The sequence below is a fragment of the Roseibium sp. AWQ4_254 genome, assembly GCF_056161025.1.
On record NZ_JBSWYH010000002.1, the window covers coordinates 153,447 to 180,111 of the forward strand.

Annotated in this window: 26 protein-coding genes and 3 tRNA genes; 12 read left to right on the top strand and 17 right to left on the bottom strand. The window is 58.2% G+C overall.

Annotated elements, in window-relative coordinates:
• The first annotated feature begins 18 nt into the window (after positions 1–18).
• Together ACXAIC_RS02480 and ACXAIC_RS02485 are read left to right on the top strand one after the other, a co-directional pair.
• The gene (locus ACXAIC_RS02480; protein ID WP_475173251.1) at positions 19–858 is read left to right on the top strand and encodes a phosphodiesterase; all 840 of its coding nucleotides are present in this window, start codon (positions 19–21) and stop codon (positions 856–858) included.
• Entirely contained in the window at positions 855–1,412 is a 558-nt protein-coding gene (locus ACXAIC_RS02485) for a CAP domain-containing protein (RefSeq protein WP_475173253.1), read from the top strand. The genes ACXAIC_RS02480 and ACXAIC_RS02485 overlap by 4 nt, the downstream gene beginning before the upstream one ends.
• Positions 1,413–1,627: 215 nt before the next feature.
• Here ACXAIC_RS02485 and ACXAIC_RS02490 read toward each other — a convergent pair whose 3' ends face one another.
• Positions 1,628–2,899 carry a YcaO-like family protein gene (locus ACXAIC_RS02490; protein ID WP_475173256.1) on the bottom strand — a complete coding sequence of 424 codons (1,272 nt, stop codon included), beginning with the start codon at positions 2,897–2,899 and terminating at the stop codon, positions 1,628–1,630.
• 385 nt (positions 2,900–3,284) lie between these two features.
• On the opposite strand from ACXAIC_RS02490, the gene ACXAIC_RS02495 reads away from it, so the two are divergent.
• Both ACXAIC_RS02495 and ACXAIC_RS02500 read left to right on the top strand, forming a co-directional pair.
• On the top strand, positions 3,285–3,575 hold the full coding sequence (locus ACXAIC_RS02495) for a hypothetical protein (RefSeq protein WP_475173258.1): 291 nt from the start codon (positions 3,285–3,287) through the stop codon (positions 3,573–3,575).
• A 71-nt stretch (positions 3,576–3,646) separates the two neighbouring features.
• Positions 3,647–3,943, top strand: coding sequence for a hypothetical protein (locus ACXAIC_RS02500; protein WP_475173260.1), 297 nt, complete (start codon positions 3,647–3,649; stop codon positions 3,941–3,943).
• Here the strand turns inward: ACXAIC_RS02500 and ACXAIC_RS02505 are convergent.
• A complete protein-coding gene (locus tag ACXAIC_RS02505) occupies positions 3,935–5,740 on the bottom strand; it encodes a BTAD domain-containing putative transcriptional regulator (RefSeq protein ID WP_475173262.1) in 1,806 nt (601 codons plus the stop codon). The genes ACXAIC_RS02500 and ACXAIC_RS02505 overlap by 9 nt on opposite strands.
• Before the next feature lie 441 nt (positions 5,741–6,181).
• Between ACXAIC_RS02505 and ACXAIC_RS02510 the strand changes: the two genes are divergently transcribed.
• Complete coding sequence (locus ACXAIC_RS02510) at positions 6,182–6,358, top strand: hypothetical protein (protein ID WP_475173264.1); 177 nt, start codon at positions 6,182–6,184, stop codon at positions 6,356–6,358.
• Positions 6,359–6,731: 373 nt separating this feature from the next.
• Here the strand turns inward: ACXAIC_RS02510 and ACXAIC_RS02515 are convergent.
• Positions 6,732–6,808: transfer RNA gene (locus ACXAIC_RS02515), tRNA-Arg, on the bottom strand.
• 134 nt (positions 6,809–6,942) lie between these two features.
• Positions 6,943–7,248, bottom strand: a complete 306-nt coding sequence (locus ACXAIC_RS02520) for an ETC complex I subunit (protein ID WP_475173266.1) — start codon at positions 7,246–7,248, stop codon at positions 6,943–6,945.
• A gap of 433 nt (positions 7,249–7,681) precedes the next feature.
• Between ACXAIC_RS02520 and ACXAIC_RS02525 the strand changes: the two genes are divergently transcribed.
• The gene (locus tag ACXAIC_RS02525) at positions 7,682–7,942 is read left to right on the top strand and encodes a hypothetical protein (RefSeq protein ID WP_475173268.1); all 261 of its coding nucleotides are present in this window, start codon (positions 7,682–7,684) and stop codon (positions 7,940–7,942) included.
• 100 nt (positions 7,943–8,042) lie between these two features.
• On the opposite strand, the gene ACXAIC_RS02530 is transcribed toward ACXAIC_RS02525, so the two are convergent.
• From ACXAIC_RS02530 to ACXAIC_RS02555, 6 genes are all read right to left on the bottom strand, one after another.
• Positions 8,043–8,870 carry a hypothetical protein gene (locus ACXAIC_RS02530; protein ID WP_475173269.1) on the bottom strand — a complete coding sequence of 276 codons (828 nt, stop codon included), beginning with the start codon at positions 8,868–8,870 and terminating at the stop codon, positions 8,043–8,045.
• Between the two features lie 291 nt (positions 8,871–9,161).
• Positions 9,162–9,575 carry a VOC family protein gene (locus ACXAIC_RS02535; RefSeq protein ID WP_475173272.1) on the bottom strand — a complete coding sequence of 138 codons (414 nt, stop codon included), beginning with the start codon at positions 9,573–9,575 and terminating at the stop codon, positions 9,162–9,164.
• Between the two features lie 82 nt (positions 9,576–9,657).
• Positions 9,658–9,734 (bottom strand) — tRNA-Pro (locus ACXAIC_RS02540).
• A 107-nt stretch (positions 9,735–9,841) separates the two neighbouring features.
• Entirely contained in the window at positions 9,842–10,333 is a 492-nt protein-coding gene (locus tag ACXAIC_RS02545; protein ID WP_475173273.1) for a DUF192 domain-containing protein, read from the bottom strand.
• Between the two features lie 193 nt (positions 10,334–10,526).
• Positions 10,527–11,108, bottom strand: a complete 582-nt coding sequence (locus tag ACXAIC_RS02550; RefSeq protein ID WP_475173275.1) for a cold-shock protein — start codon at positions 11,106–11,108, stop codon at positions 10,527–10,529.
• A 137-nt stretch (positions 11,109–11,245) separates the two neighbouring features.
• Positions 11,246–12,025, bottom strand: coding sequence for an SIR2 family NAD-dependent protein deacylase (locus tag ACXAIC_RS02555; protein WP_475173277.1), 780 nt, complete (start codon positions 12,023–12,025; stop codon positions 11,246–11,248).
• Between the two features lie 54 nt (positions 12,026–12,079).
• On the opposite strand from ACXAIC_RS02555, the gene gloA reads away from it, so the two are divergent.
• The 3 genes from gloA to ACXAIC_RS02570 all read left to right on the top strand — a co-directional run bounded on the left by gloA (position 12,080) and on the right by ACXAIC_RS02570 (position 14,858).
• Positions 12,080–12,520 (top strand): lactoylglutathione lyase, encoded by a 441-nt coding sequence (gene gloA / locus ACXAIC_RS02560; protein WP_475173279.1) that lies wholly within the window; start codon positions 12,080–12,082, stop codon positions 12,518–12,520.
• Between the two features lie 125 nt (positions 12,521–12,645).
• Positions 12,646–12,721 (top strand) — tRNA-Glu (locus ACXAIC_RS02565).
• A gap of 556 nt (positions 12,722–13,277) precedes the next feature.
• A complete protein-coding gene (locus ACXAIC_RS02570) occupies positions 13,278–14,858 on the top strand; it encodes a caspase family protein (protein ID WP_475173280.1) in 1,581 nt (526 codons plus the stop codon).
• A gap of 76 nt (positions 14,859–14,934) precedes the next feature.
• On the opposite strand, the gene ACXAIC_RS02575 is transcribed toward ACXAIC_RS02570, so the two are convergent.
• The gene (locus ACXAIC_RS02575) at positions 14,935–15,372 is read right to left on the bottom strand and encodes an ExbD/TolR family protein (RefSeq protein ID WP_475173281.1); all 438 of its coding nucleotides are present in this window, start codon (positions 15,370–15,372) and stop codon (positions 14,935–14,937) included.
• Positions 15,373–15,505: 133 nt separating this feature from the next.
• Here ACXAIC_RS02575 and ACXAIC_RS02580 point away from each other — a divergent pair, with 133 nt between their 5' ends.
• The 3 genes from ACXAIC_RS02580 to ACXAIC_RS02590 are packed head-to-tail and all read left to right on the top strand — an operon-like array spanning position 15,506 to position 17,168.
• Positions 15,506–15,967 carry a DUF1036 domain-containing protein gene (locus ACXAIC_RS02580; protein ID WP_475173283.1) on the top strand — a complete coding sequence of 154 codons (462 nt, stop codon included), beginning with the start codon at positions 15,506–15,508 and terminating at the stop codon, positions 15,965–15,967.
• Between the two features lie 58 nt (positions 15,968–16,025).
• On the top strand, positions 16,026–16,454 hold the full coding sequence (locus ACXAIC_RS02585; RefSeq protein WP_475173285.1) for a hypothetical protein: 429 nt from the start codon (positions 16,026–16,028) through the stop codon (positions 16,452–16,454).
• A 45-nt stretch (positions 16,455–16,499) separates the two neighbouring features.
• A complete protein-coding gene (locus tag ACXAIC_RS02590; RefSeq protein ID WP_475173287.1) occupies positions 16,500–17,168 on the top strand; it encodes a MotA/TolQ/ExbB proton channel family protein in 669 nt (222 codons plus the stop codon).
• On the opposite strand, the gene ACXAIC_RS02595 is transcribed toward ACXAIC_RS02590, so the two are convergent.
• The 6 genes from ACXAIC_RS02595 to tssM all read right to left on the bottom strand — a co-directional run bounded on the left by ACXAIC_RS02595 (position 17,160) and on the right by tssM (position 26,632).
• A complete protein-coding gene (locus tag ACXAIC_RS02595; RefSeq protein WP_475173288.1) occupies positions 17,160–18,056 on the bottom strand; it encodes a hypothetical protein in 897 nt (298 codons plus the stop codon). The two genes, ACXAIC_RS02590 and ACXAIC_RS02595, sit on opposite strands and share 9 nt — an antisense overlap.
• A gap of 974 nt (positions 18,057–19,030) precedes the next feature.
• Positions 19,031–19,453, bottom strand: a complete 423-nt coding sequence (locus ACXAIC_RS02600) for a biopolymer transporter ExbD (RefSeq protein WP_475173290.1) — start codon at positions 19,451–19,453, stop codon at positions 19,031–19,033.
• Between the two features lie 36 nt (positions 19,454–19,489).
• Positions 19,490–21,508 carry a serine/threonine protein kinase gene (locus tag ACXAIC_RS02605; RefSeq protein WP_475173293.1) on the bottom strand — a complete coding sequence of 673 codons (2,019 nt, stop codon included), beginning with the start codon at positions 21,506–21,508 and terminating at the stop codon, positions 19,490–19,492.
• Positions 21,505–22,272 carry a PP2C family protein-serine/threonine phosphatase gene (locus tag ACXAIC_RS02610; RefSeq protein ID WP_475173294.1) on the bottom strand — a complete coding sequence of 256 codons (768 nt, stop codon included), beginning with the start codon at positions 22,270–22,272 and terminating at the stop codon, positions 21,505–21,507. The genes ACXAIC_RS02605 and ACXAIC_RS02610 overlap by 4 nt, the downstream gene beginning before the upstream one ends.
• The gene (gene tagF, locus ACXAIC_RS02615) at positions 22,269–22,967 is read right to left on the bottom strand and encodes a type VI secretion system-associated protein TagF (protein ID WP_475173296.1); all 699 of its coding nucleotides are present in this window, start codon (positions 22,965–22,967) and stop codon (positions 22,269–22,271) included. Before tagF ends, ACXAIC_RS02610 begins: the two co-directional genes overlap by 4 nt.
• Positions 22,968–22,978: 11 nt before the next feature.
• Positions 22,979–26,632, bottom strand: a complete 3,654-nt coding sequence (tssM, locus tag ACXAIC_RS02620; RefSeq protein ID WP_475173299.1) for a type VI secretion system membrane subunit TssM — start codon at positions 26,630–26,632, stop codon at positions 22,979–22,981.
• Positions 26,633–26,665 lie beyond the last annotated feature (33 nt).

Below are 26,665 nucleotides of genomic sequence, written 5' to 3' on the forward strand. Positions count from 1 at the left end.
GAGTCACCAGGTTTCCACATGACTTTGATCGCGCAGATTACGGACTTGCATCTTCGCCCGCGGGGGCTGGCCTGCTACCGGGTTTCCGACACCAACATGATGGCCGAGCGGGCGGTCCGTTCCCTGAAAGCCCTGACCCCGGCCGCAGACGCGGTTGTTGTGACCGGGGACCTGACGGACCGGGACGACCCGCGCGAATATGCCCTGGCCCGGCAAATTCTGGCGCAGCTGGAGCTGCCGGTCTATCTGCTCCCGGGCAACCACGACAGCAGCGACACCATGCGCCGGGAGATGCGGGACTTTCCCGGTCTCTGCGAGACCACTGGCGGAAAAATTCACTATGCAGCCACCATTGGTGGTCTGCGCTTGATTGCGCTCGATTCGCATTTGCCCGGCAAACCGTCCGGAGAACTTGGCACGGCGCAGCTCAGTTGGCTTGACAGGGAACTCAACGCCAGTTCCGAGCCAACGTTGATTGCCCTGCACCATCCACCAGCCCTGTCCGGGATTGCCCATATGGATGCCATGGGGCTGCAGGATGCGGCGGCTCTGGCTGAGGTTCTTACCCCTTACAGTCACGTGGAGCGGATTTTGTGCGGCCACCTGCACCGGCCGATCATCAGCAGCTTTGCCGGAACCGTTATGACGCTGGCGCCGAGCACCGGGCATCAGGTGGACCTGGATCTGACCGGTAAGGGCGATGCCCTGTTCACCTTTGAACCGCCTGCCTATTTTCTGCACTACCATACGGACAAAGCTGGCGTGGTCACCCACATGGCCTATGTGGAACGCTATCCGGGACCGTTTCATTTTTTTGCCGATGACGGGGTAGTCTGGCCTGGAGACGAACCCTCATGAACCCCATAGGTCACAGTATAAGCTTGAAAGCGGCGCTGGTGGTGCTCGCCCTTCTGGGCCTTGCTGCCTGCGGCGCCCTGCCCGGATCCGGTGAGCTGGAAAACAGGACCATCTTGACGGATCAGAATGTTGACACAGCTCAGATGCTGTCCATGATTAACGCTTACCGGGCACAAAACGGCCAGCCGCCGCTGCAACACGATGCCTCTCTTGACGCCGTTTCCCAGAAGATGGCCCGGCACATTGCCGGCCGGGATAGCATGGACACCTGGGCGCATAGCGCGTTCGGCCTTTCCCAAAGGCTCGACAAGGCCGGATATGCCAATTACGCGGCAGCGGAGAATCTGGGCGCTGGCTATGCCGACCTGCCGGCCGCCTTCCGGGGCTGGCAAGGCTCGCAAGGGCACAACAAAAATCTGCTCAATCCCTATGTCACCCGGGTCGGCATCGCAAGAACCAATCGCAACACAGGCAAATGGCGCAATTTTTGGGTTATGACCCTGTCCCGGCCAGTCGCAGACGGGCGCCCGGATCTCAGGCAAAAGGACAGATAAAAAAGGGCGGGAAATCCCCGCCCAGTTTCTTCCAGAGATCGGACGACCCAATCGCCATCCGGACACCCGCCCTCAATTGTTGAGTGCAAGAGTCATGTTTTAATATCTCCCGCGCAGGCCCCTGTCAATCTCAGGACATGTCATTCCAGAGCTGCCGCAAGTGTCACCAATGCTCGCCCACTCCCGGTTTCAAATGGGTCCCAAAGGGAAGCAGCTCAAAAGGGAAACGGCCGCGCGGCGAATTCCGCTTCGGTTCCAGGTGTCTTACGAAGCCCCCTGTCGACAACCCCCTGGTAGAGCCGCTCCTTGCCGAAGCGGGGCTCCCAGCTGCAAAGATCCTTCGACAGAAGCTTAATGCACGGAATGTTCAGATCGGACCGGGTGGCCTCGAATTCCCAGATTTCCATGCCCTTTTCCTGGCAGGCCTGTAAAAGCTGGTTGTAGCAAAATTCATCTGCCAGCCCCTTCGGGTCCGCTTGCGGGACCCGTTTCAGGGGTAAATCCTCCAAAATCGAGGATGTACGGGCATAGGCAAGATGCGTTGGCAGTGGACCGGACCGGCCAGTTTCAGCCTCCTGTCTGCGATAGGCCTGTTCCATCAATGACAGGGAATTTTCAGATTGGAGCAGCTCAGACACTGCCGAAAAACACGCAGATTCAAGGTTCCAGCCCGCTGATGCTCCAAAAGCTGCCTGATATCCACCGTCGCCGTAAGAGACCGCAAACACCACATGAACCGGTAAATCCGTATCGACATGATAGACACCCCAGGACCGTGGTTGTTCATCGAGAAATTCGACAAGCATTTTGGGCAAAACCGGTCGAATTTGAGTAAAATGCAACCTAGTTATCCCCAGGCGGTTGTACCACGCCTGAGCCACGGCATCCCGCTCCACAAGTTCCAGAAGAGCGCGCTCCTGAGCGCCCTGCACATCCTGCCAAACCGCACACCCGACAGATGAGGCAAGTCCCTGCCCCACCGCCCCATCGGAAGTCGCTTCACCGAACAAAAACGCGATAGCTGGAAGCAGCTTTCGCTCACCCCCTCCAAGACGAACGACCTCTACTTGCCTTAAGGTCATTACAGCATCGTCGGACACCCCAGCGGTCGCATTCTCAGCAGCCTCGCCCTCCACCGCCAGACGCGCTTTCCACTGCTGCTTGCTAAAGCCAAGCAAACGTCCAATTTCTACCAGTGATTGTTTTTGAGATGTGATCTTTACCCTGGTATCTCCAGCCCCTTGAGAACAAAGACTCACTCTCTCAGCAAGTTCTCCTATACAACTTAAAGATGCTTTCTTTAGTGTGGTCCCCTGGCCTCCGGCTGGGATAGGACGGTACAAGCCGCCCGGACTGGCTGCGCCGTCTGCAGGAGGCTGGATCAAACCGGTGCAAAACTGAATAGGACACCCGCGCCGCTCGAGCGGAACAAGGCGGAACTCAAATTTGGATATAAACGGCAGAAAGAGGCGCAAATCTTCGCACAAAAGTGTGAGTTCACCTGGGTCGTTCTCCTGACTTTGGGACAGAAGTCCGAGAGCACAGAGATCGCCTACAATCTTGTCTTGTAAAGACCCGTTTATACGCACCCTGCCCCACTTCGCGCTTGGCCTTGAGTCACCCTAAAAACGCCGGCAAATCAGTTCGAAATTACTAGTTTTCGCGCAACAATTGCAACAGTTGACTTTCTAGTTTTCCTCTATTGAGCAATTTTTTTTGCTAGTTCACTATTTAACACGAAAAGGTTCAAATCAAAGTAAACGCTTACCCACAGAAAGTTTTTACTTTACCAAGAACACTTTTCTTTTTGGCCTAGTGACCATCCAACCACGCGCCAATCAACTGTACAACTTTCACTACACGAGGCTTGTTATGCACGCTAAAACGAACTCTAAGACCGAAATGGAAATCGGTGCTAAACTTGGTGACATTATCCAGAACGCCTCTGCCCGTCAGGATCTCATCGACAACCCTTCGCAGGTTCTGACCTCCGTTGGTGCAAAAGCCGATGTCGACATCCTTGCTGACACAGCTGATCTCGTTCACCTGGTTGTACCGGCACAGGTTGATGCCGACCGCGTCCAGGCTGGCGACGAAAGCTATTTTGAAGAACTCGGCCTGGCTGCTCTGGGCAGCTGCTTCTACGAAGACCTGCCGGAGTAAGCCGCTCCCGCCCGTCATTCCGCCTGGACCCTTGGGTCCAGGCGGCCTAACCTTCTGCAGGACGGAACCAAATGGCCCGCTTTCCCTATCACAAAAGCAATATCAAAGCTCTGGGCCGGTTGCTTGCGCAAGCGGCTGTCGACGAGACGGTGCGCACGGAGCTGGAAAAGGACCCCAAGCGGGTTCTGGAACAGCTCGGACTGCCAAAGGTGACAACAGACCTGCTCACTTTCCAGGTGGTGTCAGAGAGCAAGGACCGGAAGACGGTTGCTCTGCCCTTCAAGCTGAACAAAGACAAACTGACACGCAAAGACCCGAACTATCTGGCTGAGCTGTCAGACCTGTTTCCAAAAGCCTGCTTAAACTGAGCTGTCGCCGGTCAAAAGAAACTTTTGGACCATCTCCGCGCCCTTATCGAAATTGGCACGAATTCGCTTGTCCTGAAAGAAGTTCACCCGCTGGCGCCAGTCATTCGGGTCATGCAGGTCTCCAGGCGACTGTCTCAGCAAAGAAATCCGATGCTCACCAAATCGCTGCAGCGTTTGGATGGCCTCTTCATGGCGCCCGGCGCATAACAGGGCGGCTATCCGGGTGGTCAATCCGCCGATGCTGACGCCAGCCCCGCGTTCGATATGCGTGATCGCCCCTTCATAGTCTTCCGACGCAAAGTAGATATTGGCCAGATATTCATAAAAGACGCGAGGAACAAACGCGAACAGGTTGAAGGCCTTGTCCGCAGTCAACCGGGCCTCGTCCACATCCCCCGAAAAGGCCAGCCCTTCGGCAACCGACATGAGATTGGACGGATCAGACGAGCTTAACCGGCCCGCATTTTGAAAGGCACGCCGCGCTTCCTGGGGCATATTGGATAGGATCAGGGCCCAGCCGTAGACCCGCTGGTTCACCGCTTGCCAGGGATCCAGAACGATGGCCTGTTCGGCAAGATCCAAAAGATCGCTCATCCCGTCCGCGGTTGTGCGATCATGCAGCGGAAAATGCAGGGCCTGCTTCATGATGATCGAAGCCTTGCCCGCATAGGTGCGGGAAAAATTCCGGTTGGTCCGCTCCAGCTCATTCAAAAGGCGCATCGCCTTTTCATCGGACTGGGGGGTAAAATCCCATAACAGCGCCTCTGCTTGGCACCAGCGGGCGAACACGGATGTGTTGGCCGGATTACGGAGTTTGTCGGTCGCATGGGTATGGACCCGGCTGACGATATGGCTCGCAGCTGGAAGAATGCCGTTCCAGAAAGCAAGGTCGACAATTTCGTTGAAGACGATCTGGCCCGTGGCCCGGTCCTCAAACTGTACGACAACCTTGCCCGAGCGCTCATCATGGCGGAACCGCAGCAGATAACTGCCCAGTTCATGCCCTTCCACAAGCGTTGGATCAGGCGCGTTTTCCTCGCCGAAATATTCTGAATGATAAAGGTCAAAGGAACGGAAGGATGACAGGCCGGACACAATCTCCTCGCGCAGATAGATCGCATCGTTCAGATTGGACTTTGCCAGCGAAGCAGAGACCACGTAGACTTCCGGGAGGGTGACCACCGTGTCCGAATTCGGCAAGGCCGTCAGCATGGTCTGCACCTCGCCCGGACGCCGGAATTCCTTTTCCTGCCAGCTTCCATCCTCCGGCTCGGCCAGCAGCGCCCGGGTCTCCCTGTCGGGCGCTGCATCCAGATGCAGTTTCATCTCCCGTTCGCAGGTCTTGAGCTGCTGCTCCGCCCGGTCCCGCTGTCCAAGTTTCAGATACAATCTGATGAGCACCCTGTGGGCCGATTCAAGCGCAGGGTCCAGCTTGAGCAAAAACCGGCCACCCGCTTCCACCTGAACACCGCCATCCGTCGTGGAGATCTGATTGAGGTGCTTGAAGGCCGCCGTCATGACTTCCGAGCGCACCCGTTCACGCTCGATATGCAGCCAGTCTGAAAACTCCGGATCAATTTCCTCAAATCCGGTGAGGAACTCCCCCCGCCACAGATCTTCGGCCTTCCGGAAGTCTTCAGCCCGCCCCCGCTCAAGCAGTTTGAGGAGCTGCGTTAAATCTGAGGAAAACTCTTCGGCATTCAGTTTGACGTGCCCTGCGGAGGTTTGAATCACATCGAAACCGGCCTGCTCTTCGGCACTTTTCAACTGGCGCAGCGCCTGCCGCAGCGACTGCATTGCCTTAGTCCGTTCAGCATTGCTCCACAGAAGGTCTGCAAGGACCTCCCGGTGCGCGGTCATGCCGCTAATCCGGCTCAGATACCCCATAATAGCCAAGGCCTTACGAGTTTTTACCGGAACGGGCTCTCCTCGCTTATCAAGAAGCAAAGGACGCCCAAGACATGCAAGGCAGGACGCGTTTGCCATTGACTCCCCGTTTTTGGCCGCATGTGCAAGGGTGCTTGACAGCGCTGCTTCCAATGCCACACAACTACTATGTACAACAGCACCTTATCACGCTCTTGTCACGCTGCAACAGCATGCTACTTTTGGATGGTTACAGCAGCCGCGCTGCAAACAGCAAATCGAATATTGGTGGGTAGTGTCATGTCAAAGACAGTCAACAAAGCGGATCGTTCGGCCGCCGAACAGGAACCAGCGGTCGAAGCAATCAAACGCATGATTCGGTATACGAAGAAGGAAGCCGACAAAGATGGCCGCACCTTCTGTTCTTACTGCCTCGATATGGCGCTTCAGTCTCTTGAAGACGGTTCGGAAGAACTGGACATGATCCTGAAGACCAAGATCACACCGCTCATGGTTGGCCAGGCAGGCGCGGAACAGCGCAAGTCCTGATACCGGCGCACTGACCGGCACAGACAAGACGCACCGCATCGGCGCATATTTCGTGCCCATGCGGGAACGGGCAGCGTCTTGATCTGCAGGTCCGCCCAAAGGTGTGCGCGCATATTGCAGTGCGCGCTCACGCTCTAATTTACCGAACGTTTTACGCCCCTCAATCACATTAACGGAGCTGACCACCGCACTCACTCCGCGTGCGAGAACCATGCTGCCGAAAACGTCCCAGACACAGACCTGCGTTGCCTAACGCCGCCGCCGGACGTCCATTCGGGGCAGACGAGGCGCGCCCCCCGTGCGGCACGAGGTTGTAACCCATGTCTCCGGTATCAAATGTAAACCATGTGACGAGAATGGACCATTAAGAGAGTGGCGACCCCGGCAGGATTCGAACCTGCGACCATTCGCTTAGAAGGCGAGTGCTCTATCCAGCTGAGCTACGGGGCCTGATCTCTAAGTACTCTGCCTTCAGGCCGACTGTGACCCTTAAAATCGGTTTTACCCGGCCTGTCGATCCGTTTGCGCCAGTTTCAACAGACAAATCCGGATTTTTGCTTCATGACACGCTATCGGGTCAATTCTTAGTGGGTCCAGGGAGCGACCCGGTTGAACTTGAAATTATCCGCATAGGCCGTACCCTTGACCTTGCGCTCATGGGCTTTTTCCACCCGGTGGGCAATGCCATGGCGTTTGGCATAGGCCACAGCCTCTTCCTGCGTGTCGAAAGACAGCCTGACCTGCTGTTTCATATCCGAAGAGGACGTATAGCCCATCAACGGTTCAACGGATTTGGCCGTTTCCGGCTCATAATCCAGAACCCAGCGCTGGGTCTTGGCCTTGCCGGATTGCATGGCGGTCTTCGCCGGTCGGTAAATGCGCGCAACCATTTCGCTGCCTTTCAACAGAGCATTGGGCCTCTCGGCCCATCCTTTGCTTTTTCCCGCCTTTGCATGCGAAGTCAACTCCGTTCTTGGAGGCAAGAGGTTCCCGCATGCCCAGGGTCGTAGAAACCGGTAGCCCCAGGTCTGCGCCTTTCCCGTTGAATCAGATGGCAAATCAAGGTGTGATAGTTTTCTGACAGAAAAGTATGAAACCCAATTCAAATCTTACGTCCTAAAACCGCCTGATTAATATTTAGAGTTGCAACAATAGATAAACTATCGAGATGGCATTTAACTGTGCAGTGTGCTAGTTAGCCACTTTAGCGAGAGCGCGGCTCGATTGGGCGGGACCTTTCCGGTTCGTGCAATTGCTTCGTTTTGATGCCGGCATTTGGCGCCGACACATTATTTTATAACCAGACTTTACTGAGCAGGACGCATGCATCACAACATTCATAAGAAGTTCGGGCCCTACCTGCCCGAACATGCCAGTCCGGGCTCCGGCACCATGGCGGCAACACCTGATACGCTGTCTCCGCGCAAGCTGAAATCGGCCGTCGATGCGGCCAATCTCACCGAAATGTGGGACATGATTCTGACTCTCGACTATGGCGTCGCCAAAGTGGACGACCTGCCCCATGGTCGGCAGGACGAATTTCTCAATGTCATGTCGCTTCTCCTCCAGGCTTTTGACCGGTAGTCCCTCCGGTCTTTGATCCTTTTGGCACGCGTCAATTTCAAGCGGTGCGCCTGACTGATTTGAACCGGCCCATTTGACGAGCCGCTGCCTGGTGCGCAAGTCACCGAAGCCGGACGGGACCGGCAGCAGGCGACATGAGGCTGCTGCTGTCCCTGCGCAGGTCGTAGCTCAAAAGCTGACTAAGATCGCTCGGACCGCCCACCTCAGAAACAAGATCCTCCTCAAAAAGGGCCTCGCAGAAAGGTCCGGCAAAGCCCTCAGCCGCCCGGCGGGTCAAATAGGCAATCACCCGCGTGCGCCCATGCCTGTCCTTGATCCGGTCCCGGAGAGCCGCCGTTGAAAACGCCTCTGCCATGATTAGAAAACTGGTCCGCGTGTCCTGGCAAATGCGGTGATCCGGGAAATTGGCTTCCAGCTCCCCAATGATGACCGGAAGCTCCAGCTCCTTCTCCTCCCAGTCCGCATAGGCTTTCAAGGCACTCAAGGGTGCCCGGGTTCCAGCCAGGCAGATCCGCAAAGTAGCGGGCCCGTTTTCAATCATGGGGGCCAGTTTCGCTTGATAACGGCTGTTGCGCAGCGTCTTGACCAGATACTCATAAAGGTCGTCTGAAAAGGTGTGCTTCCGGCACTCGAGCAAGTCGTCTCCGGCCCAAAGTTCCGCGCCGCAAGAGGCAAAAATACCCTGAAAAGCCCGCCTGACACTGGACGGGACCCGGCTCATCAGGTCGTTGTAATTCACGCTGGTGAGCAAATAGCTCGGACGGCTGGTGGCAAAGTCCCGCAAATAGGCTGCAAATTCATTGTCCACCGGGCCACATGTACCCTTCGCGACCGCATCAAGATCAAACAGAAAAACGTCCTGAACTGTGCTGACCGAAGGGGCTTCCGAAATCGATCCGGCCGGAAAAAGCTTTGCACTGAAAAACATATGCACACTCCTCAAATTTTGGCTCTGGAGCCGGTATGTGCAAAGATATGGCCAGTTTATGCTTAATGGCGCTCAGCATATTTTCCGTTTGTTTTCCAGCTATTTACATGGCGCGCTGGGCTATGGGACGCAGCAACCTGACCAGGCCAGCGCCGCTCAACAGGGAAGCCCGTGCCAGAATAGGGCACAGGCCTTCTGCATAAAATCCCGTAACGGCACCCCTTTTAACCATGGCCACCGCTCCAGCCTGCCCCGTGCAGCCCCCCGCTTTGTCTTTCCGGAAGCAGAATCCTAAGCAGCGAAGACGCCGTCAAAATCCCTGAAGCCTTTGACCTCGATCGGGTTGCCACTTGGATCAAAGAAAAACATGGTGCGCTGCTCGCCCGTCTCTCCTTCAAAGCGGACCACCGGGGGAATGTCGAACTGAATACCGGCATGTGCCAGCCGGTCCGCCAGGGTGACCCAGTCTTCCAGCGGCAGGACCACTCCCAGATGCGGCATCATTACCTTGTGATCGCCGACCTTGCCCGTGCGGGTAACCTCGAATGGCTTGCCGATATGAAGCGAGATCTGGTGGCCGAAAAAGTCAAAATCGACCCAAGTGTCCGTGCTGCGCCCTTCCTGGCACCCCAGCACATTTCCATAGAACTGTCGTGCCTCGTCAAGATCGGTAACATGATAGGCCAGATGGAACAGTGATCGCATGGGCGGTTCTCCTCGTCCTGCATGACAAGCGCAGCGCGTGTGCGGCCAGTTGTCAGCCAAACCGGTCAAATTTTGAGGAAAATGGTCGGGGCAGCAAGATTCGAACTTGCGACCCTCTGGTCCCAAACCAGATGCGCTACCAGGCTGCGCTATACCCCGAACGTTTGATTTTGCGGATGTAACTGCGTTCGTCTTTGAGGTCAAGAGGCCACAGACTGGAATTCAGAAGAAGAGCCCGGTCTCCCCGCCCCGTTTCGCTTTTTGCCCTATTCTCCGCCCATGGACGGGCTGGACACAAGGTCGCCCGGGCCAAAGCCCAGTTTTGCCGCCGTGCCCGCATTCAGTTCCAGCACATAGCGGGCCGGTCCATTGGAGGGAATGGTGTCTTCCGAATAAGGGCTCGTATCGGCAGCAATACTGACAATCTCGCCATTGGTGGCGATAAAGATGATATCGAGAGGAAGCGGTGTGTTCTTCATCCAGAAATACCGTTCGCCCTCAGTGTCGAATACGAACAACATCCCATGATCTGCGGCCATTTGATTGCGGAACATCAGTCCCCGGGCCCGCTCCTGGGCTGTTGCGGCTACCTCCACCCTGAAGCGGTGATCCGCGCCTTGCGCCCGCACAACGAGACTTTCCTGCACCAGCGAAGTTTGCGTGGTTTCAGCGCCAGCCCCAACCGCAGCCCCTGCCCCAAGACAGGCAGCGGCAATCATAAGCACTTTGGCAAATGTCGTAAGAAAACGCACGCTCATGGCACCTGAACCCGTTTTTGGCCCTGCTCTGACCTGCTGCATGGCCGTTGAAGACTGAAGCCTGCTGCCTTTGCCCCCCGCTCTGTCCCTGGACAGGCGGTTTTTGTTCAAAAGTGTGCGGAGCGGCTCAACCCTCACTTAAGAAAAAGGCCGGAAAAATCCGGCCTGCAAAAGAAAACATCTGTCTGTGGCGTCAATGCGACGCCGGAATATGCGTGCCGCTGCCCACGGGCCGAATTTCGGCGGCCATGCGGCCCTTCGGGCCGTCTCCGAAGCGGACCATCACATCCTGCCCCGGCCGCAATTCAGTGATCCCGAATCGGCGCAGGGTTTCCATGTGAATGAAGATATCTTCAGTGCCTTCGCCCTGGGTCAGGAAACCAAAGCCCTTGACACGGTTGAACCATTTGACGGTCGCTTTTTCAAACCCGCCTTCCGGCACCACCTGCACATGGGTGCGCGAGGGCGGCAGCTGCGAGGGATGCGTCGCCGTGGTTTCGTCCATCGACAGAATCCGGAAGGCCTGGAGGCCGCGCGGCCGGTCCAGCACTTCGCAAACAACGCGGGCGCCTTCATAAGCTGTCTGATATCCGTCGCGCCGCAAACAGGTCACGTGCAACAATATGTCGCCGTCTCCGCTGTCCGGCACGATGAAGCCATAGCCCTTGCCCACATCGAACCATTTAATTGTTCCGGCAATCTCGAATACGTCGACAGCAACGTCTTCTGCCACCGTATCGAGCGCGCGGGGTTCCCGAGCGGTCTTAACCCCCATAGCGATTGTGTCCCGTCTTTGGTCCGCATCATAAGGCCGAAGACGAGCTGCGACTCACCTGACGGCCGATTCCTAATAAAAGGATAACATTGCGCATAATGACGAGAAGCGAAATTGTGGAACTAACCACAGGCCATTTACGAAGTTTGAGGCATTTTTCTACCGAAACCCGCAAATGTTTGTGCCAGAGGGGTGCGCAGGACAGTAGAAGCCAATGAATCAGGCGGTGTTTCTTGTCCGTTGAGAATCACCAGTTCGGCGCCCGACTGAACCGCCAGCACCGGCAAATGGGCGGCCGGATGCACAAGAAGGGACGAGCCCAGAACCAGAAAAAGGTCACAGCGGCGCACCGCGTCAACTGCGCGCCCCAGCGCAGCTTCCGGCATCTGCTGGCCAAAACTGATCACCGCCGCCTTCAGCATCCCGCCACAGGCCTCACACCGGGGGCTGTCTCCCGCGCTGACCGCCTCGCGTTGTGCCTCAAGCTCCGCGTAGCGGCCGCAGTCCAGACAGGTTGCATAGGTCGAATTGCCATGAATTTCGATCAGCCGGTCCTGCGGAAACCCGGCGGCCTGATGGAGACCATCCACATTCTGGGTCACCAGACAGCTCATCTGCCCCGCTAGGGCCATCTCCGTCAGCGCCAGATGGGCCGCATTGGGCTGTGCCGCCTGAAAGAATTCCAGCATCTCGAACCGGCGGCCCCAGTCTTCCAGGCGGCTTTCTTCCGACACCAGAAAGTCCTGATATTGAACCGGATTGCGTTTGGACCATATGCCACCCGGGGAGCGGAAATCAGGAACTCCGGACTCTGTCGAGATCCCGGACCCGGTCAGGGCCGCAATGCATCGGTCCGGCTCCTCCTGAAATCGTGCCACATAGTCTCGAGCTTCTGAAAGCTTGGTGATAAGTGTCATGAGCCGCTCCGGCACCTTCCGACCGATCCCTCGTTCGAGGACAAAGGACATAACATGCGATATTTGCACACGATGGTTCGTGTAACCGATATTGAAGAATCGCTCGACTTCTATTGCAACAAGATGGGTATGACGGAGATCCGCCGCACCGAAAGCGAAAAGGGGCGTTTCACCCTGATCTTTCTGGCAGGCGCCGACGACATTGAGTCCGGCAAGGCTCAGGCCGCCCCGCTTCTGGAGCTGACTTACAACTGGGATCCGGAAAGCTATTCCGGCGGCCGCAACTTCGGCCACCTCGCTTTTGAGGTCGATGACATCTATCAAGTCTGTGCGGATCTTCAGTCGAAGGGCGTGACGATCAACCGTCCCCCGCGCGACGGCCGCATGGCGTTTGTTCGTTCGCCGGACAATATTTCCATTGAACTGCTTCAAAAAGGCGAAGCTCTTGAAATCAAAGAGCCCTGGGCGTCCATGGGCAATACCGGCGAGTGGTAAGTCTGACCGGATTTCAATATATGCGGGCCCGGAACACCGGGCCTGCAAAAAATTGTTTCAAAGGCTCTTGCGGGCCAGACCATTCCCGCCTATAAGCCTCCCCACGACGCAGCCGCGTCGACCGCGCGCCCATCGTCTAGCGGTCTAGGACGCCGCCCTTTCACGGCGGAAACACGGGTTCGAGTCCCGTTGGGCGTGCCAATTTCTCCTTGAAAAATGGCATTCCGTGAAGCACTTCAAGGCAGCTTGTCTTGACGGTGGGAATAGGTCTTTTATGGCAATTCTGCCCGCTCGCATACAATTGCACCTTGCGGGTTCAGCCGCAGACACTGACCTGAACGGTTGACTGCAAGCTGTTCCCATCTCACGCGCGCTGCAGTCCTCAGCTTTCAGACCAGCTTGTCTTTTGCGCTATCTTCCCTGATGTCAGATAGCGGCGGGCAAAGCCTATCAAACGCGAAGTGCCCCAACAGAACCGGTCGGCACGTTCCGTCAAAACAACGTCACCTCTTTCAAAAAGCCGTGCACTCCAAGGCTTTTCTCGCTATAATTCAGGGCTGGAACCGTTTAGCAACAGGTTTCATCAAGGTGGGTCTGGGCATTTGAATTTAAGATCACTTTCACCAAAACGAATTGTTGTGACACGAATTACATATCATTTAATGCCGCTAGGGTAGCGTTCTCTCATACAGGACCCAAACCCACAGCGAGATCGGGTCAACCCGACAGGCAAAATTGATCGACGAGAGGACAGGGCATGTTCAAACGAATGATCGCCGTGCTGGCAATACTTTTAACAGGGACAGCACCGGCCCTTGCCAAGCGTATTGCGCTTGTCATCGGCAACGGAGCCTATGAGCACACCGTCCCCCTTCCCAATCCGGCCAATGACGCAGAGCTGATGGCAACCAAGCTGCGCAGCCTCGGCTTCGAGGTAGTCGCCGGTCAGGATCAGACCTACACGGACATGCGCCGGTCTGTGATGGAATTTGCGAAAAAGGCCTATGGGGCAGAGATTGCTCTGCTCTTCTATGCGGGACATGGCATGCAGGTGGCAGGCCAGAACCTGCTGGTGCCGATTGACGCGAAAATCGAAGACGAAACCTCTCTCGATTTTGAAACCATTTCCGTGGACTTCATCATGCGCCAGATGTCGAAAGACGTGAAAGTGCAGATGGTGTTCCTGGATGCCTGCCGGGACAACCCGCTGGCACGGACCCTGGCCCGCCGCATGGGACCGAGCCGGTCCGGTAGCCTCGGCGCAGGTCTGGCGGAAATCAAGGTCCAGGAAACCGGCGGGGAAGGCTCCGTGATTGCTTTCGCCACTTCCCCCGGCGATGTCGCGCTTGACGGGGAAGGCCAGAATTCGCCTTTCACCTCCGCCCTTATCCGGCACATCGACACCCCCAATGCATCGATCCAGACAGTCATGACCCGTGTCACCGGCGATGTCTATGATGCAACGGAAAAGCGGCAGCGCCCCTGGGTGAATGCCTCGCTGATCGGGGAAGTCTTTCTCAACAAGAAAGCTGAGACCCAGGCCAGCACCGAAGTGGCCTCACTGGGAACAACCGCGACCACCGTTCCGGATCAGGCCGTTCAGAACGCGGTAACCGCTGCTGCAGCCAGCTCTTCTGCCCAGCCCAATCTTGACTGGGAACGGGAAAAGCTGATCTGGGAAGCTGCCAAATCCAGCGATACGGCTGCCGATTATGAATCCTATCTGTCGGCCTATCCGAATGGCACCTTTGCCGACTTCGCCCGCAATGCGATCAAGCGCAAAACGGAAACACCCCAGGTCGCGGCGGTGAACCCGGCTGGCACGGCGGGCCAGTCCACTGGTCAGACGGCTGCATCCGCCGGAGTTGTGGCGACCCTGCCGGATCCCCAAAAGGCGATCCCCGGCACGCCCCAGACCGAAGCCTCCATGGGCTGGAACCGCACGGCACGCCGGGAAGTCCAGACCCGCCTTAACCTGTCAGGTCATGATGTCGGCCGTCCGGACGGCGCCTTCGGCCCCAGAACCAGGGCTGGTGTCACCGCCTGGCAGACAGCCAATGGCATCGTGCCGACCGGGTATTTCACCGCCGCCCAATATGCGCTCTTAACCACGCAGACTGCGGTGCAATACACAGCCTATCAGGCCGAGGTCAAACGCAAGCAACAGGCTGCAGCAGCATCTCGCAGCACCACACGGCGCACGAACACCAATAGTCCGCAGCGCACGACCAACAACCGCCGTGCCCCCGCTAACAATGGCGGCAGCATGAACCCGGCAGGTGCCGCGTTTATCGGCGGCGTTGTCGGCGGCATCATTGGCGGCGCCATCGGCCGCTGATCCGCAGCTATTGCCAAGACATCAGCGGCCCGGACTTCGTCCGGGCCGTTTTTATGTTCACTCATTGGAACAACGATCAATCGAGTGTAAGGCTGACCTTGTGGATGTCCGAGGCCCGGGCCGCGTCCAGAACATCGACCACCTGCTGGAATTCCACATCGGCAGAAGGGACCAGCACCGCAGACCCCGCGCCAAGACCCGCCAGACGGTTCAGTTCCGCCTGCAAACCGTTCAAGGAAACAGGCTGGCCATTGACAGTCATCCGGACAGAGCCCGTGTCCCCCTGCCCCTTGAGGCTGATCAGAACCGCCGGGACCTGGACCCCACCGAATTCCTGGCGCGGCTCCTGAGCCGGGTCTTGGCCTGCGTTCACGCCCAATGCCACTTCCAGCGGCCTCCAGATACCGAAGGAAGAAGACAGCAGAAAGAACATGATCAGAATGAAGATGACGTCGATCAGTGGCGTCACCGGAATGCGTTTGCGCCTTGCAAGCGGGGGGCCGATCCGGATCATGTTCTTGGCACTTCTCCTCGTCCATCCCCTGTAACTTCACCGAGAACAGCCAAAAGCACAATGGTGAATGCCAAATTGACGTGCCCGTTCTTCTTCCTTAGCGTAAGTCACACAAGAACTTCCAGGGAGCCCCATGGCAAAAGCCAGTCACGACCGCGGCATTTTTTCCGTCAAAGGACTTTTGTACAAATGGCCGGCTCGGGCTGCCATTGCCGGGGGCTGGTGCTTTTTCGCCTTCATGGCCTCTGCCGAAGCCGGGCTCAGGGTCTGCAACGGCTCTGTCGATCTGGTAAACATTGCCATCGGCTATGAGACCGACGAAGGCCTGAGAACCGAGGGCTGGTGGACCATCACGGCCAATGCCTGCAGCCAGGTACTTCAGGAGCCGCTCAACGCGGCCAGCTACTATCTGCATGTGGCCGACGGGTTCGGGGAAAGCCGCCTCGGCGGCGATGTGACCCTCTGCATCCGCGAGGAAAAATTCGTCCTGTTCGACGGAGACCAATGCTGGCAACGAGGTCTGATCGAGGCTGATTTTTTCAAGATTGAAACAGAAGGAGCCCCGGATTGGACAGTCTTGTTGTCTTATGACTGAAATTTGTGTCTGATGGTCCGGCAGTCCGCATGGGCAGGTTTTCTTGAGGGATTTTTGAATGCGTTTTTCAAGCTTGTTTGCCGTATTGGCGGCACTTAGCACCGTTCTGACCGCTCAGGCCGCAGCGCAGGACCTGTCCGGCGAGATCAGCCTTGAACTCAATCAGGCGGAACCGATTGAGACCGGCGGCTGCCGGCTGGCCGTTGTAGCAACCAACGGACTGGAGCGTCCGATGAATGCCCTGGAACTTGAAGTCGTCATCTTCGACAAGAACGGGCTGGTCAACCGGTTCCTGAGCCTTGAATTTTCGCGCATTTCCGCCGGCAAGACAAAAGTCCTGCAATTCGATCTCGATGAGGCCTGCAACGACCTCTCTAGGCTGCATGTCAATGATGTGCAGAATTGCGTGCCGCCTTCGGTGGAGGATGTCTATTGCCCGGATCTTTTGAAGCTGAGCAACCGTTCCGGCGTAGCCTTTAGCGACTGACGGGGGCGTTCTGCCGTGGACTTCAACAGGATCATGGGCTGATTGATGGAAAGTTCCTCGTCCTTGCTGGAGCTTGGAGGGCCGGTTGTTCTGGTCCTTCTTGCCCTTTCGGTTGCTGCCCTGGCCGTCATTCTGGCCAAAATGGTCCAGTTCTCCACCTCCCGGGTCGGCCGTCACAATCTGGTGCGCCAGGCTGTTTCCCAATGGCGCAGCGGCGAACGCACCAAGGCAACCCAGCTTCTGCTCAAGGACACATCTCTGTCGGCCGCCCTTCTGCGCAGCGCAATGGAGTCTCTCCAGTTTCTGGATCAGCAGCCCCTGGGACCGCAGGAGCGCGATATCCGGGAGGAACGCCTCAGGGAGGAGATCTCCGCCCGGGCCGCAGACAGGCTGTTTGCGCTGGCCAGTTGGCTGAAAGCCCTTGATCTGGTCGCTCAGATTGCGCCTCTTCTGGGCCTGTTCGGCACGGTTCTCGGTATGATCGAAACCTTTCAGACCCTTCAGGATGCTGGCGCATCCGCCAGTCCAGGCGCCCTTGCAGGCGGAATCTGGGTTGCGCTTTTGACCACGGCCTGTGGCCTTGCTGTTGCCATTCCAGTCTCCGTGGCGGTCACCTGGTTCGAGACCCGGCTGGAAAAGGAACGGGCTGCCCTTGAAGTGATGCTGACCGGCGTCTTTACGGCATCGGCGACGGGACGACCCACGTCAGCGTAACACCTTGAAAGCAGTCAGCGTATAGACACCCGGCTGTTCCAGAACATCGGCGATGCGCGCGGCAGGCAAGGTGCCGAAAGCAGCCGGTTGCTTGCCGGAGGGCCTGTTCCAGACCGCAAGCACCAGCGCCGTTTCCTCTGACCGCTCCGAGACCAGTGTCACCGGGATGGAAAACCGCCAGCCGCCAATTGGACCGGTGCTGGTTTCTGCACGGACGAAGCTCCGCCCGTCATGGATCTGACAGGCATCATCAATCAGATAGAGTTCAGGCGCGCCCCGGCCGCTCAAGTCAGCGCCATGGACCTCCGCCTGTGCAATGCGTGCCAGCGGCAAATCCCGCTGGATGACGCCGCCAAGCCTGGTCCCGCTGACCACTTCCGTGCGGTCCAGCTCCAGGAGACCGGGTGCCTCGATCCCCGCCGCCGCAGCCATCGCGGCCAGCAAAGAACATTGGTTCTGCGTAATCAGGCGCAGCTCGATATCCGCTTCATAGCCGTGGTCGGCCGCAAATTTTCGGTCAAAGGCCAGAAACGGATCAATCGCCGTGCCAAAAGCGGTGACCCGTGCGCTCTTTGCACCTGCAGACATGACAGACAGATGCGTGCACTCTCCCGCATCGTGGCTTGCAACATAGCCAGTCACCTTTGCAAGCGGGTCAATGCCCTCCAGATGATCCGGCGCAACCGTTTCAGCCGGCTCCGGTGTGACCGCACTGTCTGGAACCGCCACCAGTTCCGGCGCACTTGGACTGATCACCGTTCCCCCATGTTCAGATGGCTGAAGGGCCGCCAGACGCTCCTCAACGGGCACAACAGGTTTGATGGTGAGACCATTTTCCACCGGTGCAATTGCGGCCGGTGCGGTCCTGCTCACACGTTCAGGGCGCACGGGTTGTGCATCTGCGCCTGCATTCGGACTGCCTGCTCCGCCTGAACTGCCCGTCGAGGCCGTCTCTCTGGCTGACTGGACAGATACAGCCGCAACACTGGTGCTGCTGGTGACCCGTTGCACAGTGTGCACCGGTATCAGAGCGTTCCCGGTTGGTTTAACCTCCGCCTTTGGCGCTGAAGGCGGGCGCGACACACTGCTTACCGGTGTCTGCTGCAGGGGGCTTGTTTTGACCACCGGCATGGATGACAGCCGGCCAGCCTGTAAGGTCCCCGGTGCAACCTTGGCCCTGTCCGCGCGCACCGGCTTGTTTGCAAGGGGTTTGGAGCCGGACACACGGACGGCGGACTTGTTGGGAACCACATTGGAGGGTTTTATTATTTTTTCTGTTTTTGGCTGCTTTTGGGGCCGGACCTTTTCGATCGCCTCCTGAACTCTTTCTATTCCCCCTCCCCCTGTTGGGGCAGTTGCTAGGGCTGGGATAATTGGGCTTGGGGAAGGTCTCTTCGGAGTGATCGGTCCGGCTTCGTTCTGAGAAGGCCGGATGGTTTGAACGATGGTCTTTGGAGGCACAACGGCTGAGGCCACAGCAGCCGGTCGGATCGCCTCCCTTTGCGGGGGTATTTGCGTTTGCGCGGGTGGTCTGTCTGCAGCGGGCCGCGCAACATGGTCGGCCCCGGTCACCGCCGCTTTCGAGGCAGCGCTCTTTGCCACACCAGCGGTGGGCACCTTGTCTGGTTGCACGTATGCTGCTGTCCCTGTCCCCACCAGCTGGGCTTTTTCAAAAACCAGCGTTTCACGCTCCATAATGATCTCTGTCTGAGCGCCCTTTGATGGCTGTGTTTGTGTATGGTGCAAATCTGCAAGGCCAAAAACCACCAAAGCCAGGTGGACCGCGAGGGAGAGCGCCAGCACGAGGGGCCAGACAAAAACCGGGATAGCCGCCTCACGCGGCTCATCATAATAAGCAGAGGTCACGGCCGCTCCGCTTCAACGGTTACGAAGGTTATCTGGGTGACGCCCTCCTGCTTCAAACGGGCGGCAAAGGCCGCAATCGCGCCAACCCTGGCGCCTTTGTCGACCTGAAGCGACAAACGGTCTGTGCGCGCGGCAAGGGCCTGGAGAACACCGTCCAGCTCGCCCTCTTCAACAGGTGCTCCCTGGCTCCAGATCGCGCCAGACCGGGCCAGAACCAGACTGTTGGCAATATCGCCCCGGCCCTCCTTTGACCGTGTGCTGGCCCACTCAAAACGCTCTGGCAAGGGCGGGCGCAAAGTGCCGGAGATTATCAGGAACAGGAGCAGCAGAAACACCACGTTGATCAAAGCCAGAGAGCTGTCGGCGCGCCGGTTGGCGAGCGGCTTCGGCAGATGGATCGGTTTTGTGTAGCGCTTCATGGCCGCTCCGCCCCCTGACCCCAACCGCAGAAAAGATCACGGCACCACTTTGACCGTCGTTGCCGTGGCCCGCAAGACCGGAAGATCCTGCATCAAGGCGTCAAAATAGGCACCTGCTTTCGCTTCTCGGCGTTTTGCGAGGCTGGCAACAAGATCCGGACCCACCAGCGAAATAATCAAACCGGTTTCCTCAGCCGGCGAATTCAGGGTCAAGGGCACAACAAACCCTGCCCCGCCGTCGTCCTGTTTCAGATACGGCGACAGGTTGACCACCTCGCCGCTGCTCGACACAAACAACAGCCCGAGATCGCCGGTTGACGGGTCAAAACCGGAAATGCGCCCGGCCATGTTTTCCCCGTTGGGAATGAGAGTGCGCTGCATGTCCAGCCGCAATTCGGTCTTTTCATTGCCCTGCGGGGTCGCCCGCAAAAAGGCGATCGCTGGACATTGCGCATCGCTGATGAGATTGACCTGGATCTTGGCCTCAAAGCCCTGAGAGCGGGTGAACTCGCTGTCAAACGCAATGAAAGGCGGTGTTCTGGAAGCAAACCCCTCAATCTCGGCGGCGTTGGCCGCAATTTGAACCGGTTGCAGATACATGCAGTCACCGGATTTATACGTCTGGACGAAATTGCGCACGCTCTGTTCCGGCGTCGCTGGCACCACGGGCACGCCTGTCTCTTGCGGACCCGTCTGCGCGTTTGTGTCTGGTCCAGTATTCAAGCCGGTATCGATGTCTTTTGGGTCCGTAAGGTCCGGTGTCAGAACCGCCAGATCGGCTGGATCGCCCGCCCCGCCTCCGTCCCTGCCTCCATCTTGAGACAAGGTTGCCTTTTCCTCCGGCAGAGACGGCAATTCGATCTGATCGGGCAGCGCTGGAAGTCCACTATCACTTGCACTGCTGCCTGCCAAACCGCCACCGCCGGAAGTCCCGCCGTCCTGCGCATCCGGATTCTGATCCTGCATGGGGGACTGGATTGGTGCATCAGGCGCATTTTCGCGCGGCTGGGCCACCAGAACCGGTTTTTGATCCTGATCGGGAACGGTCTGCCCGACCAGAAAAAATACCCCCGCAGCGCCTACGCCCGCAAATCCGAGCAAGGACAGGCCTACCAGTATGCGCCGTCCCCAGCGGACGGGGGCTGCGGGGTGATCTGGCGTTGCTGTCTGGGGCGGCGGGCTGGCAGGCCGGATGATGGTTTGGTCCTGGACCGGCGGCAGCATCGGTGCCCCCAGGGTCCAGCCAGCGATCTCGGCCATGGAGCCGGGCCGGTTTACCGGATCGGGCTGGAGCATTGCCTCAAGCAACGGGCGGAACCGGTTGTCTATCCCCTCCAGAGGCGGCACGACCCGGCGTTTTTCGATCATCTCCACCTGGGTGCCGCCCATGTCGGGCTGTTTGCCGGTCAAGCATTCAGCGATCACGAGCCCAAGGGAATAGATATCACTTCTGGGTGTTACCTTGCCTTCATGCAGACCGACCTGTTCCGGCGACACATAGTTCACCTTGCCTGCAAAGCCGTCGCCTATGATGGTGGGCCCACCGGTATTGGCCCGCGAAATTCCGAAATCGATGATCTTGGCCTGTCCGACATCCCCGTTTTGCAGAATAATATTGTCCGGGGAAAGGTCCCGATGGATGATGTCCCGGTCATGGACTGCTTGCAGGGCAGCCGCCACCCGCACAACAAGGCGGTAGACTGCTTCAGGTTCCAACGGGCCGGATTCGAGCCGCGATTTCAGCGACGGTCCACCGACAAATTCCATTGCCAGGTAATAGACACCCAGCTCCGGTTCCCGGGCGAAGACGAAATACTGCGTCATCGCATCATGTTTCAATTTGCGCAGGATCTTGGCTTCGCGCTTGAACAGGTCCAGGATCAGCGAGTCTTTCGCAAATCTGGCGAGAAGCACCTTAATGGCCACCGGATCGCCGCTCTCCACGTCGCGCGCCCGGTAAACAGTCCCAATCCCACCATCGGCAATATGCTCTTCAATCTCGTAAAGATTGTTGAGCCGCGTTCCGGCGGGCAGCAAATGGTCTTCCGGTTTCATTGACCGGTCTCTCCTTTCCCAAAGGCAGCCTGATCAATATCCACCAGGACAACGGTTACATTGTCGGAACCACCCCGCTCCAGCGCCCCATTCAGAAGGTCCCGGGCCACCGATTGCTGCGCACCGTCCAAAAGCGTATTCGCAATCACAGCGTCTTCGAGATGACCTGTCAGCCCGTCCGAACATAACAGGAAACGGTCCCCGCGCCTCAGGTTTCCGGCCACCATCTCCAGCTCCAGATCCAGTCCAGAACCGATTGCCCGGGTGATCACGTGCCGTCTGGAAAAAGTCCGGGCCTCTTCTAACGTTAGGACATTCTGATCGACCAGTTCCTGGGCCTCCGTGTGATCGGTGGTCAGCTGTTCCAGTTCGCCGTTCCGGAACCGGTACACCCGGCTGTCCCCGGCCCAAAGACAGGCGAAGTCTGCTCCAAAGGTCAAAAGGGCTGCAATGGTGGTGCCCATGGCACCCGAATGCGCATCTGCCGCCGCCTTCTCGATTGCCTTTTTGGCGTCTATGACCCGGCTTTCGAACTGGTCCAGAAGATCTTCCGCACTTTGCGGCCCGGAAATATCCGACAGCGCGTCCTTCACCAGACCGGAGGCCAAAGCGCCAGCACTCAAGCCGCCGGCCCCATCCATGACTGCAAAAATACCCTTGTCCTCGTCACAGAAATACGTGTCCTGATTTTCCTCCCGTACCCGGCCGACATGCGTCAGTCCCGCAGAAAATGCGCGCAATGCCATCGTGTCTGGCTGCGTCATGTTCGATCATCCTCCCGCTGATATCGCCCATGGTCCTGCCCTGCCCTGTCCTCGCCGGTATCCTGCTCCTGGAACGTCTCAGGCAGGATCAGCCAGCGAAAAGATACTGCTGCCGGAAGGCCGGAGCAGCTGAAGTCAAACCCGGAAGCGCCCGCCCGGCACCAGAACCGGGATTTGACAACATGTCTGGTGCGGTCCCCGGCACCATGCAGCGTTTTCGCAGCAACGCCCGGGTGCGCATGAAAGCCCTGGTCCGCCCCTTTCAGCTCTGTGACCGCCTTCTGAAACCCCTCCAGGGTGGAGTCATCCTCCAGCGTGCCCAGAAGAACGGCTTCAACCCCCTCATACCAGTCTTCTTCCGGGACAGAGCCCACCGGCCCTCCCGCAGGAGGGCCCGACATCGACCCGGCCAAGGTCAGCGGAAACAGACGTCCCACCCTGTCAACACTCGGCATAAAGGCACCAGCCACAGGCTTGGAAACCGGGGCATTCCCGCAGACGGGCCAAAGAGCAAATCGCCAGACTGGCATTGTCAGATAGGCCTCGTCCCAGCTGGTGCCCAAATCGTCCCGCGATTGCGCCAGACCCGCCATCAAAAACGGCTCCCAAAGCCGCAGGAACCCGCTTGGGCATTGTCCGGTGATAAAATCTGCCCGGTCGGGCAGTTTTCCGAAATATCCGACCCCTTCCGGCATACCGAGCCCATTCAAAAGCTGGTGGGACAGCTGAAATCGCTGACCGCAGACAGGAAAAACGGGTTCGGTTTGGTGCGCAACGTTACGGTGAAAGCCACCTGACGGCCGCCCAAGGTCTTGCGGATCACGAATTTGTTCTGGCCGGAACTGACCCTGTTGGCCCGGATGAACCGGTAAAAGGCCCAGTCGCCATGCACTTCCTGGCGGGACCTGTATCCGGGCACTTCCGGCTGTATGACCAGCACGACCCGAGGGGTCGCCGTGTTGCTGGGCCAGTCGAAGCTGGCCGGAAGCGGCTCGATATCCGCATTGAACCCGGGGCCGCGCGTGACCAGCACCAGATTGCCATTGACCTCCAGGCTTGCTGCATCCGCCTGCTGGGACAAGGCACGCGGCACCACTTGCAGACCGACGGAAGGAAAGGCATTCCCGGTCGGGAAAAAGGCCTGTTTGATCAGGTCCGCCCGTTCAAACTGGCGCAAGGTTGCGTTGGACAGCCGGTCGGCCTGAGCCACCTCCGGCTTCCAGTTCCAGGGCCTCGAGGACGTATCCACCAGGGCTTTCAGGTTCTGATCGAAAAACTGCTGCATGATCCCGTTAGGGGAAAACAGCTTGGCAAATTCCGTCATCGCCACTTCCGAGCGCCCGTTTGTAAACGGGTAATTTCGGGCGACAATGCGGCGGCACTGGTCCACCACCTGGGATTTGAGCTTCTCGTTCAGCTGTGTGATCGAGGTTTCCTTGAACTCCTCATCAAACTCCTTTGCCGCCTGCTGGATCAACTTGTCGAAGGGTTGCGGAAACCGGGTTGCGTTGCTGCGCAGGAGCGATGCCTGGATCTGCACATTCGAATTGGCGGTTTCGCTCTGCAACGGGTTGTTGGCCACAACAAGAAGGTTGTCGAGGATGTTCTTGAAATTGACCAGCAAGGCATCGATCTTGCGGCTGGTCCCGCCTTCGACCAGGACATGATACGGCCGGAAGTGATCTTCAATCGCCTTTCCGGGTATGCTCACCGGCCCTCCGCTGCCCGTTGCGGCGCCGAGAGCATTGGAAACTCCGCCCGGCGCCAGGGCTTTCAGACCCGCCTCGATGCCGATGCGTTTCAAACCACCTGCCCGGTCCAGCACATATTGCTGAAAGACCTTCTGGACCGCATCCTTGCCCGCTTCCTTCGCATTGCCCCCTTGCAGCGCCCCCGCCAGACTGTCCTCAGCAAGGTCCTGGGTCAGGAGCGTTTCCCGGCGGATGCTTTCCAGCAGCAGGACCACCGGAGAGGTGGGCGCTGAAACCGCCTGCAAGGTCGTGTAAAGCGGCTTGTCATTGCGCATGGACTTGAATTTCAGGTTGCCAAGCGCCTCTTCCCACGCCGCGATGAAATCGCGCGTATAAAGCCCGAGGATCTCTCCAGGCAACGACTGGTATTGATCGGCAAAGGCGTCCGCCTCTCCGATATCGCCAAACACCCATTTGTCCCGCTCCAGCTCTTCCCGGATTCCGGCAAGGTTCGGCAGCACCGACAGATGGAACCCGGGATAGGTGTAGAACCGGTCCACCAGAACCGTGTCGAGCGTGTCACCATTCTCGGTTTCAAAAACGGTTTCCATATCCGGACCGCCGCGCTGTGCCGCAACCCAGTCTTCGGCTGCAATGCCCTTTGACCGGGATTTCAAAAGCGCATAGCCGCGCTCGGCAAGACTGACACGGGCGAGTTCGCGCTGCACTTCAGCCACCAGCACCCCGTCCAGCTGGTCGGTCAGCACGTTGCCGCCAAAGTCGAGATCAAGCATGGCCGCGATATGAGTGTTGAGCTCATTGCGCAGCACCTGCCCCTGAGGGCCCGGGAAACTTTGCAGAAAGTCCGCCCGGAAGGAGTTCTTGATCTGGTCCTTGTCGATTTCCGGCGCATCGCCTGCGACCATCCGGTAGAGCTTGATCAGGTTGTAGAGCTTTTCAATATCCTGCCCGCCCGGACCCGTGCGGTTGTCGAGCACGTCGGTCATCTGCTCTTCAATGCGCAAAAGCAGTCGCGGGCGCAACAGCCGCTCAAGCCCGCTGCGGTATGAGGTGATCCCGGCCGCTTCCAGGCGCTCCCGCTGGCTGAGCCCGAATTTTTCCAGGAAGGGCGTCGGGTCATTGCGGCTGTCATACCCGGCGGGCAAGCTGCGCAGCAGAGACAGGATATAGGCAGAATCGCGCAAGCTGTCATCGCGCACGACCCTTTGCTCAAGAACCCCTTCCCCTTCGGCGCGCACGGCCGCGACTGCCTTGGCTGTGTCCTCGATCAAGGCCCGGTTGTTGAGATAGCTAAGTGTCCAGAGGCTGCCAAGCCCGGCGGTCACCAGCACGATGGCCGCATAGGCGGCGATACGGGCCGCAGTCGCCATGCGTACGGCCTGCCGGTTGTGGGTCACCCAGCCCGCTTCACCGATGATGACCTTGGTCAGCAGATCCCGCAGGAAATAGCTCTTGCCCTGCCCGGACAGGGCCGCCGCCTGATAAGAGGTTCCAAACGCCTGGCTCATGGACCCGATCACCCGGTCAATGGCCGTACCTGTCTGAGTTCCGGAGGTAAAATAAAAGCCGCGCAGAACCGCATTCGGATAGTAACGGCTCGGCTCGAAAATAGCGTTCAGAAAGCCGGTCACCCGGTCGCGCAGGGCCGCCACCTGGGTCGGGAACCCATAAAGCATCAGACGCGCGCGCGGATCCGGTTCTTCCTGCAGCCGGTCCGCCAGTTCCTCATTTAGCCGTTCGATCAGGAGATCGAATTCCGCAGGGGTTTCGGCCACCATGTTCTTGGTTTTCTCACGGGTCTGAAACGTGGCGCCCCACACAAGGTTGCGGCGGCTCTCCGGATAGGAGCCGAAAAACTCCATGAAACCGGCAATTGTGTCGGCCTTGGTGAAGACCACATAGACCGGGAAATCAATTTTCAAGGTCTTGTAGAGCTCGATCAGACGCGCACGGATAGCGTCCGTATGCTGTTTCAGATCCGCATCGGACAGGGTCATCAGATCTTCCAGACTTATGGAGATCATGACGCCATTGACCGGCTGGCGCGGGCGCGCCTTGCGCAGGATGTTCAAAAAGCCGAGCCAGGCCTCGCGGTCATGGTCTTCGTCGGAATCCTGGGTCGTATAGCGCCCGGCCGTATCGATCAGAACGGCATTTTCCGCAAACCACCAGTCGCAATAACGGGTGCCACCGAGGCCTTCGAGTTTCTGCGCCTCGCCCTTGCCCCGCGCGTTTGCGAACTTCAGCCCGGAATGCATGAGCGCCGTGGTCTTGCCCGATCCGGGTGGGCCAATCATCAGATACCAGGGCAGATCATAGAGATAGGTGCGCGCGTTGCCGCTGGAGGATTTCAGCGTCTTCAGTGCATCTTTCATGCGCTCCGACAGGATCTGCAGATCTTCTTCACTTGCCTTGGGCTGCAGGATTTCCTGCTCCAGAGCCCGGTTGGCCTGAATGCGCCTGTAAATCCGGTAAACCGTCCAGCCGCCGATCGACAGGAGCACGAGGCTCGACAGCAGCAGACGCACCCAAAGCGGCTCAAAAGGTCGCACTCCGGCGATGGCCAGAAACGGGCCTCCGAACCAGATAAGCGCAATCAGGGCAAGAATGCCGATCAGAATTGCCGTTGTTCCGAGCCAGAATTTCATAAAATTCGCCTTGTTCTCTCTATGCCCCGGAGG

Bases quoted from the DNA above. Each gene is read 5' to 3' on its own strand.
- tssM (WP_475173299.1), bottom strand. From the start codon at position 26,632: ATGAAATTCTGGCTCGGAACAACGGCAATTCTGATCGGCATTCTTGCC.
- ACXAIC_RS02495 (WP_475173258.1), top strand. From the start codon at position 3,285: ATGCACGCTAAAACGAACTCTAAGACCGAAATGGAAATCGGTGCTAAA.
- ACXAIC_RS02525 (WP_475173268.1), top strand. From the start codon at position 7,682: ATGCATCACAACATTCATAAGAAGTTCGGGCCCTACCTGCCCGAACAT.
- ACXAIC_RS02545 (WP_475173273.1), bottom strand. From the start codon at position 10,333: ATGAGCGTGCGTTTTCTTACGACATTTGCCAAAGTGCTTATGATTGCC.
- ACXAIC_RS02580 (WP_475173283.1), top strand. From the start codon at position 15,506: ATGGCAAAAGCCAGTCACGACCGCGGCATTTTTTCCGTCAAAGGACTT.
- ACXAIC_RS02550 (WP_475173275.1), bottom strand. From the start codon at position 11,108: ATGGGGGTTAAGACCGCTCGGGAACCCCGCGCGCTCGATACGGTGGCA.
- tagF (WP_475173296.1), bottom strand. From the start codon at position 22,967: ATGCCGGAAGGGGTCGGATATTTCGGAAAACTGCCCGACCGGGCAGAT.
- ACXAIC_RS02530 (WP_475173269.1), bottom strand. From the start codon at position 8,870: ATGTTTTTCAGTGCAAAGCTTTTTCCGGCCGGATCGATTTCGGAAGCC.
- ACXAIC_RS02520 (WP_475173266.1), bottom strand. From the start codon at position 7,248: ATGGTTGCGCGCATTTACCGACCGGCGAAGACCGCCATGCAATCCGGC.
- ACXAIC_RS02585 (WP_475173285.1), top strand. From the start codon at position 16,026: ATGCGTTTTTCAAGCTTGTTTGCCGTATTGGCGGCACTTAGCACCGTT.
- ACXAIC_RS02610 (WP_475173294.1), bottom strand. From the start codon at position 22,272: ATGACGCAGCCAGACACGATGGCATTGCGCGCATTTTCTGCGGGACTG.
- ACXAIC_RS02510 (WP_475173264.1), top strand. From the start codon at position 6,182: ATGATTCGGTATACGAAGAAGGAAGCCGACAAAGATGGCCGCACCTTC.
- ACXAIC_RS02600 (WP_475173290.1), bottom strand. From the start codon at position 19,453: ATGAAGCGCTACACAAAACCGATCCATCTGCCGAAGCCGCTCGCCAAC.
- ACXAIC_RS02555 (WP_475173277.1), bottom strand. From the start codon at position 12,025: ATGACACTTATCACCAAGCTTTCAGAAGCTCGAGACTATGTGGCACGA.
- gloA (WP_475173279.1), top strand. From the start codon at position 12,080: ATGCGATATTTGCACACGATGGTTCGTGTAACCGATATTGAAGAATCG.
- ACXAIC_RS02605 (WP_475173293.1), bottom strand. From the start codon at position 21,508: ATGAAACCGGAAGACCATTTGCTGCCCGCCGGAACGCGGCTCAACAAT.
- ACXAIC_RS02575 (WP_475173281.1), bottom strand. From the start codon at position 15,372: ATGATCCGGATCGGCCCCCCGCTTGCAAGGCGCAAACGCATTCCGGTG.
- ACXAIC_RS02570 (WP_475173280.1), top strand. From the start codon at position 13,278: ATGTTCAAACGAATGATCGCCGTGCTGGCAATACTTTTAACAGGGACA.
- ACXAIC_RS02485 (WP_475173253.1), top strand. From the start codon at position 855: ATGAACCCCATAGGTCACAGTATAAGCTTGAAAGCGGCGCTGGTGGTG.
- ACXAIC_RS02590 (WP_475173287.1), top strand. From the start codon at position 16,500: ATGGAAAGTTCCTCGTCCTTGCTGGAGCTTGGAGGGCCGGTTGTTCTG.
- ACXAIC_RS02505 (WP_475173262.1), bottom strand. From the start codon at position 5,740: ATGCAGTCGCTGCGGCAGGCGCTGCGCCAGTTGAAAAGTGCCGAAGAG.
- ACXAIC_RS02535 (WP_475173272.1), bottom strand. From the start codon at position 9,575: ATGCGATCACTGTTCCATCTGGCCTATCATGTTACCGATCTTGACGAG.
- ACXAIC_RS02500 (WP_475173260.1), top strand. From the start codon at position 3,647: ATGGCCCGCTTTCCCTATCACAAAAGCAATATCAAAGCTCTGGGCCGG.
- ACXAIC_RS02480 (WP_475173251.1), top strand. From the start codon at position 19: ATGACTTTGATCGCGCAGATTACGGACTTGCATCTTCGCCCGCGGGGG.